Source organism: Paraburkholderia sp., assembly GCF_026225065.1.
GTDB lineage: Bacteria > Pseudomonadota > Gammaproteobacteria > Burkholderiales > Burkholderiaceae > Paraburkholderia.
The window spans coordinates 1-15,003 of the sequence record NZ_JAMFSB010000065.1; the positions used below are offsets into that span (position 1 = coordinate 1).

General features: G+C 62.6%; 15 protein-coding genes and 1 pseudogene. 12 read left to right on the plus strand and 4 right to left on the minus strand.

Annotated elements, in window-relative coordinates:
- Positions 1-17 precede the first annotated feature (17 nt).
- Genes M0954_RS05060 through M0954_RS05070 form a run of 3 tightly spaced genes read left to right on the plus strand, consistent with a single transcriptional unit; the run spans position 18 to position 2,528 of the window.
- Entirely contained in the window at positions 18-1,121 is a 1,104-nt protein-coding gene (locus tag M0954_RS05060) for a LacI family DNA-binding transcriptional regulator (RefSeq protein ID WP_297351974.1), read from the plus strand.
- Between the two features lie 60 nt (positions 1,122-1,181).
- A complete protein-coding gene (locus M0954_RS05065) occupies positions 1,182-2,114 on the plus strand; it encodes a YhfC family intramembrane metalloprotease (RefSeq protein ID WP_297351966.1) in 933 nt (310 codons plus the stop codon).
- A 48-nt stretch (positions 2,115-2,162) separates the two neighbouring features.
- On the plus strand, positions 2,163-2,528 hold the full coding sequence (locus M0954_RS05070) for a DUF3022 domain-containing protein (RefSeq protein WP_123387670.1): 366 nt from the start codon (positions 2,163-2,165) through the stop codon (positions 2,526-2,528).
- A 130-nt stretch (positions 2,529-2,658) separates the two neighbouring features.
- Here the strand turns inward: M0954_RS05070 and M0954_RS05075 are convergent, their stop codons facing one another.
- Together M0954_RS05075 and M0954_RS05080 are read right to left on the minus strand one after the other, a co-directional pair.
- Positions 2,659-3,096 carry a PGDYG domain-containing protein gene (locus M0954_RS05075; RefSeq protein ID WP_297351968.1) on the minus strand — a complete coding sequence of 146 codons (438 nt, stop codon included), beginning with the start codon at positions 3,094-3,096 and terminating at the stop codon, positions 2,659-2,661.
- A 203-nt stretch (positions 3,097-3,299) separates the two neighbouring features.
- Positions 3,300-3,743, minus strand: coding sequence for a Spy/CpxP family protein refolding chaperone (locus M0954_RS05080; RefSeq protein ID WP_297351970.1), 444 nt, complete (start codon positions 3,741-3,743; stop codon positions 3,300-3,302).
- A gap of 198 nt (positions 3,744-3,941) precedes the next feature.
- Between M0954_RS05080 and M0954_RS05085 the strand changes: the two genes are divergently transcribed.
- The 3 genes from M0954_RS05085 (at position 3,942) to M0954_RS05095 (ending at position 6,664) form a co-directional block, all read left to right on the plus strand.
- Positions 3,942-4,826 (plus strand): LysR family transcriptional regulator, encoded by an 885-nt coding sequence (locus tag M0954_RS05085; protein ID WP_123387667.1) that lies wholly within the window; start codon positions 3,942-3,944, stop codon positions 4,824-4,826.
- 53 nt (positions 4,827-4,879) lie between these two features.
- Positions 4,880-5,344: an Lrp/AsnC family transcriptional regulator gene (locus M0954_RS05090; protein ID WP_122155001.1), complete on the plus strand. Its 465-nt coding sequence runs from the start codon at positions 4,880-4,882 to the stop codon at positions 5,342-5,344.
- A 222-nt stretch (positions 5,345-5,566) separates the two neighbouring features.
- The gene (locus M0954_RS05095) at positions 5,567-6,664 is read left to right on the plus strand and encodes a saccharopine dehydrogenase C-terminal domain-containing protein (RefSeq protein WP_122155000.1); all 1,098 of its coding nucleotides are present in this window, start codon (positions 5,567-5,569) and stop codon (positions 6,662-6,664) included.
- Positions 6,665-6,832: 168 nt separating this feature from the next.
- Here M0954_RS05095 and M0954_RS05100 read toward each other — a convergent pair whose 3' ends face one another.
- Positions 6,833-7,414, minus strand: coding sequence for an ATP-binding protein (locus M0954_RS05100; RefSeq protein WP_123387665.1), 582 nt, complete (start codon positions 7,412-7,414; stop codon positions 6,833-6,835).
- Complete coding sequence (cydX, locus tag M0954_RS05105) at positions 7,414-7,572, minus strand: cytochrome bd-I oxidase subunit CydX (protein WP_122154998.1); 159 nt, start codon at positions 7,570-7,572, stop codon at positions 7,414-7,416. Before cydX ends, M0954_RS05100 begins: the two co-directional genes overlap by 1 nt.
- A gap of 71 nt (positions 7,573-7,643) precedes the next feature.
- On the opposite strand from cydX, the gene M0954_RS05110 reads away from it, so the two are divergent.
- From M0954_RS05110 to M0954_RS05135, 6 genes and pseudogenes are all read left to right on the plus strand, one after another.
- Complete coding sequence (locus M0954_RS05110) at positions 7,644-8,225, plus strand: hypothetical protein (RefSeq protein WP_297351972.1); 582 nt, start codon at positions 7,644-7,646, stop codon at positions 8,223-8,225.
- A 181-nt stretch (positions 8,226-8,406) separates the two neighbouring features.
- Positions 8,407-9,383 (plus strand): annotated as a pseudogene (gene corA, locus M0954_RS05115) (magnesium/cobalt transporter CorA).
- A gap of 254 nt (positions 9,384-9,637) precedes the next feature.
- Entirely contained in the window at positions 9,638-10,594 is a 957-nt protein-coding gene (locus tag M0954_RS05120; RefSeq protein ID WP_122154996.1) for a sugar ABC transporter substrate-binding protein, read from the plus strand.
- A gap of 299 nt (positions 10,595-10,893) precedes the next feature.
- A complete protein-coding gene (locus M0954_RS05125; RefSeq protein ID WP_297351973.1) occupies positions 10,894-12,489 on the plus strand; it encodes a sugar ABC transporter ATP-binding protein in 1,596 nt (531 codons plus the stop codon).
- Positions 12,486-13,544, plus strand: coding sequence for an ABC transporter permease (locus M0954_RS05130; RefSeq protein ID WP_122154994.1), 1,059 nt, complete (start codon positions 12,486-12,488; stop codon positions 13,542-13,544). Before M0954_RS05125 ends, M0954_RS05130 begins: the two co-directional genes overlap by 4 nt.
- Positions 13,545-13,727: 183 nt before the next feature.
- Positions 13,728-14,780, plus strand: coding sequence for a LacI family DNA-binding transcriptional regulator (locus M0954_RS05135; RefSeq protein ID WP_123387663.1), 1,053 nt, complete (start codon positions 13,728-13,730; stop codon positions 14,778-14,780).
- Positions 14,781-15,003 lie beyond the last annotated feature (223 nt).

Genomic DNA, 15,003 nt, shown 5'->3' on the forward strand with positions numbered 1-15,003 from the left:
GCGCAAGTGAGCACGCTTTGAGCAGCCCGCACACCATCGCACCGCGCCGCGCCACCATCAGCGACGTAGCCCGCGAAGCGGGCACCGGCAAGACCAGTATCTCGCGCTATCTGAACGGCGAGCTGAGCGTGCTGTCGCCGGAGTTGCGCGCGCGGATCGAAGCCGCGATCGAGCGGCTCGACTATCAGCCCAACCAGATGGCGCGCGGTTTGAAGCGCGGCCGCAACCGTCTGATCGGCATGCTGATCGCGGACCTCACCAATCCGTATTCGGTCGAAGTGCTGCAGGGCGTCGAAGCCGCCTGCCATGCGCTCGGCTATATGCCGTTGATTTGCCATGCCGCCAACGAAGTGGAAATGGAGCGGCGCTATCTGCAACTGCTCACCACGTATCGCGTGGAGGGCGTGATCGTCAATGCGCTTGGGGTGCGTGACGAAACCTTGCTGCCGGTGGGCGACGGCGGGATTCCCGCGGTGCTGGTCGACCGCATGGTGGAGGGTCTGGTTGCCGATCTGGTTGGGCTCGACAATACCGCGGCGGTAGAACTGGGTACGCGTCATCTGCTCGAGCGCGGTTTCGACGACATCTGGTTCGTCGTGCAACCGTTCGAACGTATCAGTTCGCGACGGTTGCGCGAGGAGGCGTTTCGCGCAGCGATCGACGCTCAGTCGCGGGCCCGAGGCCGGACCGTTGTGCTGGAGCTCGGCGATACGGCGGCAGTGGAGGGCGCGCTGGCTTTGCTGGACAAAGACCTGGACCATGCGCTTGCTGATGGGCTTGACCATGAACCGGATCGCACCACTCAGGCCACTCAGGCCGCCGCAACAGCAGCGGCGCCACGCATTGCGCTATTCGCGGCCAACGCCCCCGTCGCGCTATGTCTCGCCCGCCATCTGAATGCACGCTACGGCCTGCGCTGGCAGGAGCGCATTGCGCTACTGTCCATCGACGACCCCGAATGGGCCGAATTCGCTGGTATTACGGCGATCCGTCAGCCGACCTATCAGATCGGCTATCGGGCGGTGGAGTTTCTCCATGAGCGCATCGACGGGGTGCAGACAGCCGTGCGCGACTGCCTGCTGCCGGGCGAATTGATCGTGCGCGAGTCAACTTCGCGCTGATCTGCGATCATTCGGGCTGCGGCGCGCAGCGGGTGCGCGCCGGTCATCGTAAGGAAACCCATGGTCGTTGCACCGCTCACGCTTACCTGTCTCGTACTTTCGACGCTGTTCGCCGCTGCTTTACCGATTGTCCTTTACCGCCGCCTGCGCATACCGCTTGGGCTGAACGCCCGCGACGCGATCGCCGGCATTGCCGTGTTCGCGCTGTTCGCCAGCGTGATCGAGCGCGCGCTGAATGGCTATGTGCTGCATCAGAATGCCACCACCGCCGCCTGGCTATCGAATCCGGTGACGTTCGTGATCTACGGCGCTCTTGCCGCCGGTGTCTGCGAGGAAGTGGGGCGGTTCATCGCCATGAAGATGATGTGGCAACGGGCAGCCGCTGCGAGGGCCGCGGCGCCGAACCCGCTCGCGAATTCAGCGAGTGACGCGTCGTTTTCCACGGCGCCAGTTACCACTTCGACCGGCTCGCGGCCTTCCGTGGCCGCCCGAGTGTCGATGCGCAGGAAGACCGCCGTCCCGCCCTCGAGCGGCGATAGCACAGCGCTTGGCTACGGCATCGGTCACGGCGGCGCGGAGGCATGGATTGTCGGCGTGCTGGTGCAGATACAGTGGATCGTCTTCGCGGTGATAGCGAACCGCGGCGAGCTCGACAGCTATCTGGGCAATCTGCCCGATGAATCGCTGATGCGCATCCATGTGGTTCTCGCCAGTCTGTCGCCACTGACGGCGGGGATTTTCCTGCTCGAACGGGTGGCAGCGCTGGTGCTCCAGATCGGCCTGTCGGTGTTGATGTGGCGTGGTGTGCGAGCCGGCTGGTACGCGATCCTGCCGCTGGCCATCATCGCGCATGCGTTGGTCGACTTGCCTGCTGCGTTGTTCCAGGTAAGGGTACTGCCGCTTTACGCGGTGGATGGTCTGTATGCACTGGCGGCGATCATCGTGGTGGTTGTGCTGGTCAAAATGTTCCAGCGTACGGCGCGTATTGCCTGAACTATTGCGGCAACTCTCTGGCGAATTCCTAACCTTCGGTCTGTAAACATGGAAGCCTATCAATACGTCTGCACGAGCCCCGACATGGAAGAACTGGCGCGCGTCATTAGCGACCTGTTTCCCGAGCAGACGCAGTTCATCGAACGTTCCGCCGAGGACGGCACGCCGACGCTGGCGGTCCACTGGGTCGCGATGCGCTTCGGCGCAGCGGCGCGCCGCATTACGGTGAGCGTGGTGATGTCGCCCGCGGTGCTGGCGCGCTATCGGGCCATGCCGGTGCGCCAGCGCGGACGCAGTTTTGCGGTGTTGCGCGCTTATGTCGAAGCGACCATCGGCTCGCTGGAAGAGCAATATGCCAACGGCGAGACTGTGCCGCGCGAGGTAACGATCGAACTGGACGAACAGTTCGCGTGATGGGGTGAGTGGGCGGACGGCTCACGTGCTGGCGTGAGCTTGCGCGACTTGCATGTCTTGAGTGTCTTGCGCCTTTTCGCCTTGCGCAACCTTGCGTTTCTTCGTCTTGTCTTCTTCCAGGGACGCGGGCCTACTCGGCCAGCCGATACACCTTGGCAAAGCGCGCCGCCTGCACGACGCCATAGTCGCCCGGCGCGTATTGCATGACCCAGTCGCCCGCCGTGCCACGCAGCACATCGCCGCCGGCCGCGGAACGCGCCAGCGTAAACGGCTCAGTCATCTGCCGCGCCAGCACGACGGCGGGGCGATTGCGGTACGCACCCGGTTCGCCGTGAGCGAGGGATGCCTCGGCGGGGAGATATTTCGCATCGAAGCGATCGCGTGACACCACCCAGCGGTCGCCGGTCGAACCGGTGATCAGAGCATCGCCGCGCACATAGCGGTTCGGGCCTTCGAGACTCATCAGTTCGCCATCGCCCGCGGCAAATTCGACGGAGACGGTTTCGTCCTTGACGACACGTTGAGCGGCGGTATCGGAGCGCAGGTCGAGGTTCTTGAGTTCGATCATGAAGTAGGTTGCCAAAAAGGTGAGACGCTGAATGTCAGCGGGTAAAGCCGGTGCGGGCCGCAAAGCCTGGCATGCTACAGGTTGCAGACACGAATGGCTCGAAAGCTCGCTGGTAGCAAGCGCAAAGCCGAATAATGCCAGAAGCATAAAACAAAAAGCCTGCCGTTCAGGGCAGGCTTTTTGCGGATCGCTACAGCGAAGCTTTACTTATGCTTCTTGCCGCCGCCCGGCGACCGATGGAAAGTCTGATCCGCCAGTTTCTTCTGATCCGGCGAGAGGCTGTTGTACAGCGGTTCGAACGCGTCGACCAGCTTCTTCATGCCGTCGGCGTGTGCCTGAGCGATCGCTGAGTATTGCTTCATGTCGTCGATGGCCGACTGGGCGCCCTCCTGCTGGCGCTGCTTGAACAGATCACCCATGGTTTGCGCGTTGCTGCGCATTACATCGGCAAAGGTGCTCCACTGCGGGTCCTGCGCTGGCGTGATCTTGAGCTGCGAGTGCAGGTACGCGATACGATCTTCGACGTTGCGCTCGTGCTTGCCCGCGGATGCGGCCGCCGCGGCAGGTGCCGAGGCCGGTGCTGCGGTCTGTGCGAAGGCGCCGCTCATGGCGAGCGCGGAAGCCAGAATTACCAGTGCTTTTTTCATCGAAACTCCTGATGTTCGTTCGTATTCGGTTACAGCGCGGACAGTGCGCGGACGAGGCGCGGGTCAAGCATAGGGCGTCTTGATGATGAGCCGGTTGGAATGCCCGCTTTGCCAAGCTCGCTATTAGTAGCACGATATCCCTACAATGCGACTACGTTGCCACAAACGCTTACAACCGAAACGAACAGGAAACAGCGGGTGGATAAATTTGTCAGCATGGAGATCTTTGTGGCCGTGGTCGAGGCAGGCAGCCTGACGGCGGCCGCCGAGCGTTACGAGATTTCGTCGGCGATGGTCGGCAAGCATATCCGTTCGCTGGAGACGCGGCTGGCCGCCCGGCTTCTCACCCGGACCACGCGTCGTCAGAGTCTGACGGAGATTGGTCGTCAATACTACGAGCAGTGTCGGCGCATTCTCGCGGATGTGAAGGATGCCGAGTCGCTCGCCGAGGCCATGACGGCGACACCGCGCGGCGTCCTGAAAATCACGGTGCCGCTAACCTACGGCGTGGAGGTGTTCGCGCCGATGATGACCGACTATCTGACGGCATGGCCCGACGTCAGTCTCGAGCTCGATTTGTCGAACCGCGTGATCGACCTCGTCGAAGAGAGTTTCGATGCCGCGGTGCGGATCGGCGCGTTAGCGGATTCGAGCTTTGTGGCTCGGCCATTGAAGCCTTACCGGATGCGGGCGTGTGCGTCGCCGGAGTATCTCGCGCGGGCGGGCACGCCGCGCACGCCCGCCGATCTCGCCCAGCACGAATGTCTCGGTTTTCTGGACTGGGGGCGCGACGGCGCATGGCGCTGGAACGGGGAAGCGCAGGGCGAGAATCCGTTGCGCGCGGGAAGGTTTCGCGCCAATAACGGCCAGGCGCTCAAGGTGGCGGCGTTGCGCGGCTTCGGTCTGGTATTGCAGCCGGAAGTGCTGCTGGCGAAGGAGATCGCCAGCGGCGAACTGGTGTCGGTGCTCGAGGATTATTTGCCGCCGGGCATGCCTGTGCATCTGATTTATCCGCGTGACCGGCGCGCGACGCCGAAGCTGACAAGCTTTATTGATTTTGTGATGGAACGGCTGGGCGTGTAAGCGGCGATAATCCGCTGCACGCCATTCAACGCTTTTAAACAAGACTGCCATCAATGAGACCTCCGCGCCTCGACCAACTCGACGACCTCGACCGTAACCTCGTTGCGCTGCTGCAGGCCAACGCACGCGAAAGCGTCGCGGACCTCGCGCGCCAGCTCGGCGTGGCGCGCACTACCGTGATCGCGCGGATTGCGCGGCTCGAACGCACTAATGTGATTGCAGGCTATAGCGTGCGGCTCGGCCAGGATGTGCTCGACGCGAGCATTTACGCTTATGTGGGCATCATCATCGCGCCCAAGCATGGGCCGGATGTGCAGAAGCGCCTCGGCAAGATGCCGGAGGTGCAGTTGCTGTGCGCGGTGAGCGGCGAGTTCGATTATGTGGCCTGGCTACGCGCGGATTCGCCGGACAGGCTCAACGATCTGCTCGACCAGATCGGCGCGCTCGAAGGTGTGGAGCGCACGACGACTTCGATCATTCTGGCGCGCAAGATCGATCGCGGGATGATTGGGGGGTGAGTCAGGGCGGTGTGTTTACGCCGTTTTTACGCATTCTGGTCAAATTGACGTATTTGATCGTCAATTAGTCGAAATAGCTAGTCATAGCGCAGCACTTTGCGTCTATAAACTGTTTTTGCTTCTCCCTAAACTGTATCGCAAGGGTTCAGCCCGCCGGGCGCAACGCCAGGTGCGGCGCACTTTCGAAGCTGGTAACAGCATACACAGAACAAGGAGAAGCGCATGAAAGTTGCCATCGTTGGCGCAGGTTTGATCGGCCACACCATTGCCCATATGCTGCGTGAAACCGGCGACTACGAAGTCGTCGCGTTCGACCGCGATCAGCAGGCGCTCGACAAGCTCGCCGAGCAGGGGATCCCGACTCACCGCGTCGATTCTGCCGACGCCGCCGCGCTTCGCGCCGCCGTGCAAGGCTTCGACGCGCTGATCAACGCGCTGCCGTACTACCTCGCCGTAAACGTCGCCACTGCCGCCAAGGGTGCCGGTGTCCATTACTTCGATCTAACCGAAGACGTGCGCGCCACCACCGCGATCCGCGCGATCGCCGACGAATCCGACCACGCCTTCATGCCGCAATGCGGCCTGGCTCCTGGCTTTATCGGCATCGCCGCGCATGAACTGGCGAACCGCTTCACGGAAATCCGCGACGTCAAGATGCGCGTCGGTGCACTGCCGGAATTTCCGACCAATGCACTGAAGTACAACCTGACGTGGAGCGTCGACGGTCTGATCAACGAGTACTGCCAACCGTGCGAAGCGATCCGCGACAGCCGCACGCAATGGGTGCAGCCGCTCGAAGGCCTCGAGCACTTTTCGCTCGACGGCACCGAGTACGAAGCCTTCAACACGTCCGGCGGTCTCGGCACGCTGTGCGAAACACTGGCAGGCCGCGTGGAAATGCTTGACTACAAGTCGGTCCGCTACCCGGGCCACCGCGAACTGATGAAGTTCCTGCTCGAAGACCTGCGCCTCGCGAGCGACCGCGACACGCTGAAGTCGATCATGCGCCGTTCTGTGCCGTCGACGGCACAAGACGTGGTGCTGGTGTTTATCACGGTGACGGGCATGCGCAACGGTCAACTGGTCGAAGAAGTGTTCACGCGCAAGATCTTCGCGAAGACGGTCTGTGGCGTGCCGATGAGCGCGATTCAGATCACCACGGCGGGCGCGATGTGCGCAGTGCTCGATCTGTTCCGCGAAAAGAAACTGCCGCAAAGCGGGTTCGTGCGTCAGGAGCAGGTGTCGCTACGCGAGTTTCTCGCGAACCGCTTCGGTCAACTGTACGAAGGGCAGTCGCTCGACGCAATGGCGACGGTTTGAGGCGGAAAGGTCACAGGCCATCCGAGGGCCGTGAGCAGTCGATGCATTAGATAGCAAGCTCAGGATGCAAAGGCCACACAGAAGGCCGATGAGGAGCCCCCAAGGTCACTTGGGGGCTCTGTGTTTTCGATCTGTTCCATCAGCGCGTGAGCGGGGCGATGTGCGGTGCTATTCGTGCAGAATCCGTTCGATCAGCGCGTCGTAATCCGCTACGCCTGGCGCGGTAGCGTCAAACATCTGCAGGCCCACGCAGCTCTCGCCGCTCGGGACGAAACGGCGTTGCCGGTATTCGTCCCAATGCGCCAGCTTGTAGGCATCGCTCGGATCGCCGCGCTTGAGGATCCGTTGACGCGCCGTCTCTTCCTCTGTGTGCACCCAGACGACGCGAATCTCGACATCTTCCCCAACTCCAAGCCAGGTCCGATCGAACAGTTTGCGCTCGCGAATTTCGCGTGACAGCGGAGCAATAACGAGTGCACTGATGCCGAGTTCGAGGTTGTCCCGCGCGGTGTCGATCAATCCGCGGTATTCCGGGTCGCGCAGATGCTGAAGGAAGAGGGGGCTATCGCGGTCGTTGGGGTCCTGGGTGAGCAAGCTCATGGCGGCAGAACTATAGACGCCGTATAGCGTGTCTTTGTCCAGCAGGCAGAAGGCACTGCCGGCTGCGCGCATCAAAGGTCCGATCAGGCGTTTGGCAAGTGTCGTCTTGCCCGTGCCCGCATGTCCGCAGATGAAAACCAGATACGTCACTAACGCTTGTCCGTGGTCGCGTTATCGGCGGGCGCGGCAAGGGGGTCCCCTGGCACCGTGTCGCGGCTGAACGTGCCGTTGGCTTCGAGCCACATCACGTTGATGATCCCAAAGCCCAGCGCCACGCCGATACCGAGAATCCAGCTGAAATACCACATTGCAGTCTCCTTGATCGAAATCCCGGACGCGCATGGCTCGCGTGGCGATAGGTCACCCATATGGCACGATCATGAACAAGAAGTGGGTGACGCGCAAGAGGGTGTGGAGTCGGCCGTTCGGCCAGGCTGGCGGAATGGCGGCACGTTGTTATGATGAGGAAACAACGGCATCCATCACACGCCACAGCAACAAAAAGGGGAGACGCATCATGCCAAAGCACCTGCTGGTCACCTGGCGAACCGCAGGCGTCGCCTTGATGCTTGTGACCCTGCTCACCGCGTGCGCCTCCGAACCCGCCGAGCCGGTCGCCTTCAAACCGGTCCCCGCATCCCGCATCGTCAAACCCGGCTACACCGAGGCAGCCCAGGGCCTTGTCGCGGTCGACGTGCGGCGCGAGCGCTCGCGCGACCTGGTCGTGCGCTTTCGCGACGCCCTCGTGTATATGGACGGCGAGCAGGTCACCGACCTGCTGAACGGCGAGCACGTCGTCTTCTACCTGAGTCCCGGCGTCCACAAGATTGCCGTGTCGACCCAGTTCGATCCGATCGTCGAACTGCGCTTCATCGTGACAGCGGATACCCGATACACCAACCGCGCCTCGATCACCTTCGACGCCGACCACCGCATCGGGCTTCGCCGGGTCGCCCAATGACCACATCAATAACCCTACGATAGCTCCACGCCGCAGTGACAACTCGCTTACATGCGTGAGCGCCAAAGCGGCTAACATGACGGCTGCCAATCACCCATTCAGTCGCGCAGGTTTGCCACTTCCCTTGTGAAGCGCCGCGTCGGCGCCGCAGCCTGCCGCTGTTCCCAAGGTAATCGACACCATGCTGATCAATTGCGCGGCCTACCAGGATGGCCGCAAGCTCGCCGATATTCCGATTGAAGACATCAGCGAGTATGTCGCGCGACCCGAATGCTTCGTCTGGGTTGCACTCAAAGACGCCTCCCCCGACGAACTCGCCGTGATGAAAGAGGAGTTTGGGCTGCATGATCTGGCGATCGAAGACGCCCTCGTGGGTCATCAGCGGCCGAAGATCGAGGAGTATGGCGAGTCGCTCTTCGCCGTGATGCACACGGTTGAGATGGACGACGACCACGAGCTGTTGATCGGCGAGGTCGACGTATTCGTTGGATCGAATTACGTGCTGTCGGTACGCAATCGGACCCGCTTCGGCTTTAGCGACGTGCGTGCGCGTTGCGAGCGCGAACCGGAGCTGCTCAGGGAGGGCGCCGGTTTCGTGCTGTACGCGCTGGCCGACGATATCGTCGATCGCTATTTCCCGATTCTCGAGGAACTCGGCGCCGAAATCGAAGAGGTCGAAGACCGGATCTTCGAAAAGAACGATGTCAGCGCGTCGCGCGCGATCATCGCTGATCTGTATTCGCTCAACGCCGTCTCGTGAGCCTGCAGCATCACGTGGCGCCGCTGCAGGAAGCGATCAGCAAACTGGCCGGCGGCCGCGTTCCGCAGGTGTGCTCGGGAATGGAAGCGTACTTTCGCGACATCTATGACCATCTCGAGCGGACCGTGAGGATCGTCGACGGGCGCCGCGAGATGGTCGTGACCGCGATCCAGGTCAATCTCGGCATGATTTCGCTCGCGGAGAGTGAGATCACCAAGCGCCTCGGCTCGTTTGCCGCCCTGTTCGCCGTGCCTACGATGATTGCCGGTATTTACGGCATGAACTTCCAGAGCATTCCGGAACTGCATTACAAGTACGGTTATCCAATCTGCATCGCCGTGATGTTCACCGTCGACCTGTTCCTGTGGTGGCGCTTCCGCAAGGCCGGCTGGCTTTAACGTCGGGCGGCATGCCAGGGCGTGCCGCTAACACTTGCATCGCATGCAATATCAGTCCAGCATAGACGACCCGCCGCCCGCGCATCACGCAGGCGGCGGTTCACCAGCACGCGTGGACTGAGCGGACAACTTTGAGGCGCAACGCCACAATTCGTTGACACCGTCAGCCAACTCCGCTGAAAATGAGCCTCGCAAACGTTTGCGTGTAGTTAAAAGCGCAGCTCATCGCGAGCCTATAAGCCCTGGAGATATGCATGCACCACCGCATTCGCCGCCGCGTTCTGGCGGCCGCTGTCGTTCTGACCGCTTGCGTTGCGTTGCCTTTTTCGTCTGCTCATGCGCAAGTCGCCAAGAAACCCAAAGTGGCGCTCGTCATGAAGTCGCTTGCCAATGAGTTCTTTCTCACCATGGAAAACGGCGCGAAGGACTATCAAAAGCACAACGCTAACGAGTTCGATCTGATCACTAACGGTATCAAGAACGAAACGGATACCGCAGCGCAGATCCAGATCGTCGAGCAGATGATCGTTTCGAAGGTCGATGTGATCGTGCTGGCGCCCGCCGATTCGAAGGCGCTGGTGCCGGTGGTCAAGAAAGCGGTAGATGCAGGCATCATCGTGGTGAACATCGACAACCGGCTCGACCAGGATGTGCTCAAGTCGAAGAGTCTGAACGTGCCGTTTGTTGGTCCCGACAACGCCAAGGGCGCCGAGAAAGTTGGCGACTACCTGGCGCAGAAGCTGAAGTCTGGAGATGAAGTCGGCATCGTCGAAGGCGTCTCGACCACCACCAACGCGCAGCAGCGCACCGCGGGCTTCAAGGCGGCGATGCAAAAGGTTGGCGCGAAGATCGACTCGGTGCAATCGGGCGAGTGGGAGATCGACAAGGGCAACGCGGTGGCGTCGGCGATGCTCAATGAGTATCCGAACATCAAGGCGCTGCTGTGCGGTAACGACAACATGGCGATCGGCGCGGTTTCGGCCGTGCGCGCGGCCGGCAAGCAGGGCAAGGTCTACGTGGTCGGCTACGACGATATCGGCGCCATCAAGCCGATGTTAAAGGACGGCCGCGTGCTTGCCACTGCTGATCAATACGCGGCCAAGCAGGCCGTGTTCGGCATCGACACCGCGCTCAAGGCCTTGAGCGAGCACAAGAAGCAATCCGAATTGTCCGGCGTGGTTGAGACGCCGGTCGATCTGGTGACGAAGTAAGCCCGGAGCAGGAGCGGGTCAGCGGGCATCGCGCGGCGGTTCGGCGCGGGTCCGCGGGGCAGTTCGAACGCCCGGTCCGCATCAATTCAATAAACGCTCAAGAAAGCCGCGCCGCCGCCGTTATTCCAGAGATAAGCGTCATGTCGGCGGACGCGGCGGGTCGTGGAGCGTTGGCAAGTCCAGCGCAGTACCCGCCTTGAGCCGGCATGACACGAGGTTGCCCAACGCGGGCTCCAGCCGGCTGCCGTCGTCTGAAGTCCCTTGAAGTCCCGCTAGGCAACCCCGGAACCAGGATCGCGATGGAATCGACTGCTCACGACGCACTGCCTGCCTTACTGTCCGTGACGGGAATCGGTAAGACCTACGCCGAGCCCGTGCTTGCCGACGTTGCACTCGCGCTGCACGCCGGCGAGGCGTTGGCGCTTACCGGCGAAAACGGCGCAGGCAAGAGCACGCTGTCGAAGATCATCGGCGGCCTCGTCCTGCCGACCAGCGGCTCGATGCGCCTCGCCGGCGCGCCGTATGCGCCCGCGAGCCGCACCGAAGCCGAAGCGCTCGGCGTGCGCATGGTGATGCAGGAACTGAATCTGCTGCCGACTTTGTCGGTGGCGGAGAATCTGTTTTTGAACCGCTTGCCGCAGGCCGGTCCGCTGCGTTTCGGCTGGATCGACCGGCGCCGCCTGCGTGAGGACGCGCGCGCCGCGATGGCCCAGGTCGGACTGGAAGCGATCGACCCGGACACGCTGGTCGGCGAGCTGGGCATCGGTCATCAGCAGATGGTCGAGATCGCGCGCAATCTGATCGGCGATTGCCGGGTGCTCATCCTCGACGAGCCGACCGCGATGCTCACCGCCCGGGAAGTCGATCTACTGTTCGAGCAGATCGAGCGGCTCAAGTCGCGCGGCGTCGCGCTGGTCTATATCTCGCACCGGCTCGAAGAGCTGGCCAAGGTAGCCGAGCGCGTTGCGGTGCTGCGCGACGGCCGGCTCGTGAAGGTCGAGGCGATGAACGCGCTGACCAGCGACCAGATCGTCACGCTGATGGTCGGCCGCGAACTGGGCGAGCGGATCGATCTCGGCGTGCGCACGATCGGCGCGCCGTTGCTCAAGGTGGACGGGCTCACGCGCGGCAAGGTGGTGAACGACGTTTCGTTCGAGGTGCGCGCCGGCGAGATCTTCGGCGTGAGCGGTCTGATCGGCGCGGGCCGTACCGAGCTGATGCGGCTTATCTACGGCGCCGATACGAAAGACAGCGGGACGGTGTCGCTGGCTGCAACGCCCGGTGCAGCGCCCACGCCGGTGCAGATCGCCTCGCCGGTGGACGCGGTGCGCCTGGGCATCGCGCTCATCACCGAGGACCGCAAGGGGGAAGGATTGTTGCTGCCGCAACCGATCGCGGCCAATGTTTCGCTTGGCAATATCGGCAGCGTTGCGCGCCACGGCGTGGTCGACGCGAAGCGCGAAAACGCGCTCGCGCAGAAGCAGATCGACGCGATGCGGATCCGCAGTTCCGGCCCAGCGCAGATTGTCGGCGAGCTGTCGGGCGGCAACCAGCAGAAGGTTGTGATTGGGCGGTGGCTGGCACGCGATTGCCAGGTGCTGTTATTCGACGAACCTACGCGCGGCATCGACGTCGGCGCGAAGTTCGATATTTATGGCTTGATGGGCGCGCTGGCTCGCGAGGGTCGCGCGCTCGTGGTGGTGTCGAGCGACCTGCGCGAACTGATGCTGATCTGCGACAGGATCGGTGTGATGTCGGCGGGGCGCCTGACGGGGATTTTCGAGCGCGATAGCTGGCCGCAGGAAGCGTTGCTGGCCGCGGCATTCGCCGGCTACCGCGCCCGCGAAACATTGTTGCACGCCCCTGACACCCATTCGGCAGAGAGTTTGTCATGACGAATCAACCGGCACCTCCGGGCGGCGATCAGGGTGGCGCGCCGGGTGCAGTAGCCAAACCGGCTACGCCTCCGGTGACCGACCCGTCCGCGCCGCTCGCGAGCGGCAAGCCGGCGGGCACGCGACTCGGCTTTTCGAACTACCTAGGGCTGGCTGGCGCCTTGCTGGCGATGATCGCGCTGTTTTCCGTGCTCAGTTCGCACTTTCTGTCGTACGACACGTTCAGCACGATTGCCAATCAGATTCCCGACCTGGTGGTGATGGCGGTCGGCATGACCTTTGTGCTGATCATCGCCGGGATTGACCTGTCGGTCGGCTCGGTGCTGGCGCTGGGCGCCTCGGTGGTGAGTGTGGTTGCGCTGCAATGGCACTGGCCGCCGTTGCCGGCAGCGTTGCTTGGCGTGGCGGCCGCCGCGCTGACCGGTACGTTGACGGGCGCGGTGACGGTGGGCTGGCGGATTCCGTCGTTCATCGTCTCGCTGGGCGTGCTCGAAGCGGCGCGCGGTGTCGCTTACCAGATGACGAATTCGCGCACCGCCTATATCGGCGACGCCTTCGACGTGCTGTCCAATCCGATTGCATTCGGCATTTCGCCGGCCTTCCTGATTGCGGTGGCGGTGATGGTGATCGCGCATCTTGTGCTCACGCGCACGGTGTTCGGCCGCTATCTGGTCGGCATCGGTACGAATGAGGAAGCGGTCAGGCTGGCGGGCGTCAATCCGCGACCGTACAAGGTCATCGTGTTTGCCCTGATGGGGGCGTTGTCCGGACTGGCCGCGCTGTTCCAGATTTCCCGGCTCGAAGCCGCCGATCCGAACGCGGGCGACGGCATCGAGCTGCAGGTGATCGCGGCGGTCGTGATTGGCGGCACGAGCCTGATGGGTGGCCGCGGTTCGGTGATCAGCACATTCTTCGGCGTGTTGATCATCTCGGTGCTGGCGGCGGGACTCGCGCAGATCGGCGCGAACGAGCCGACCAAACGCATCATCACCGGCGCGGTGATTGTGGTAGCGGTTGTGCTGGATACGTATCGGAGCCGGCGCAAGCGCGCCTAAGGCACGGTGCTGCGGACGTAGGTGCGGTATCAGGTGAGCAGGGCGGCATGCAGCGGGTGCCGTGGGTAATGAATGCAGCAGGGTGCAGCAGAGCACAGCAGGTTGATCGGTTATTGAGGCAAACGCCCGGCGCGGTGCAGGTCGCACGGCTGGCGCGAAAAACAGGCAGGAGAGCAACAGGTTATGGCGACCATCAAGGATGTAGCGGCCGTGGCAGGCGTGTCGTTCACGACGGTTTCACACGTCGTGAACAACTCGCGTCCGGTGTCGGCCGATGTGCGCGCAAAAGTCGAACATGCAATCCGGCAACTCCACTACGTGCCCTCGGCGGTCGCCCGGTCGCTGAAGGCGCGCTCGACCGCGACGATCGGTCTGGTGGTGCCCAACAGCACGAATCCCTACTTCGCGGAACTGGCGCGCGGCATCGAAGACGGTTGTTCGCGCAACGGTTACTGCGTGTTCTTCTGCAACTCGGACGACGATCCCGCCAAGCAGCGTAACTATTTGCGGGTGCTGCAGGAAAAACGTATCGATGGACTGATCGTAGCCTCGGCCGGCGATGACGCCGTACTCGCGCAGGCGCTCGCCGATGCGCGTGAGCCGCTGGTAGTGGTGGACCGCAATATCGAGGGACTGACTGCGGACCTGGTGCAGATCGACCATGAGAAGGGCGCCTACCTGGCGACCCGCCATCTGCTCGAACTCGGCCATGTGAAGATCGGTTGCATCACCGGCCCGGTTGCCACCGCCGTCAGCGCGATGCGCGTGCATGGTTTCATCCGCGCGATGGCCGAGCGCGGCATCGACATCGCGCCGGGCGGGATCGTCGAAAGCGATTTTTCGGGCACCGGCGGCTATCGCGCATCGAGCCAGTTGTTCGACACGGTGCATCCGACCGCGATTTTCGCCGGCAACGACATGATGGGCATCGGCGCCTTGCGCGCCGCCGCGGAGCGCGGCATCAACGTGCCGCACGACTGCTCGATCATCGGCTTCGACGATATCGAGCTGGGCCGCTTCACCTATCCCGCGCTCTCGACGGTCGGACAGTCGGTGCGCGCGCTCGGCGAAATGGCGGCGCAAACGTTGATCGAGCGGATCACCGGCACTGCGGCCGGTGCAGGGGACTCTCCGGCGCGCCGACGGGTGCTGGCGCCGCGGCTGATCTTGCGCGAATCGACCGCGGCCTGGGCGGGCGCCGGGGCTGGTGCCGGACGTGACGGCGTGACGGCGTAGGTCGCACCGTCAGCCCTTTCTGACGTTTTGTAATTCATACAAATTAAGTGCGCCAAATTCCTCAGACCATATAAATATTTTAAGTCTGCGGCCTGGGTGCCGTAAACGGAGATTAGAGCGCAGTTTCTAGAAGGCGCCGGACAGGCGAAGGCGGGATCGATGATGCCGCCGACTCCCTCTCTTCTTCGTTACGTCACAGGAACAGGCATGTTGAACAAGGGCA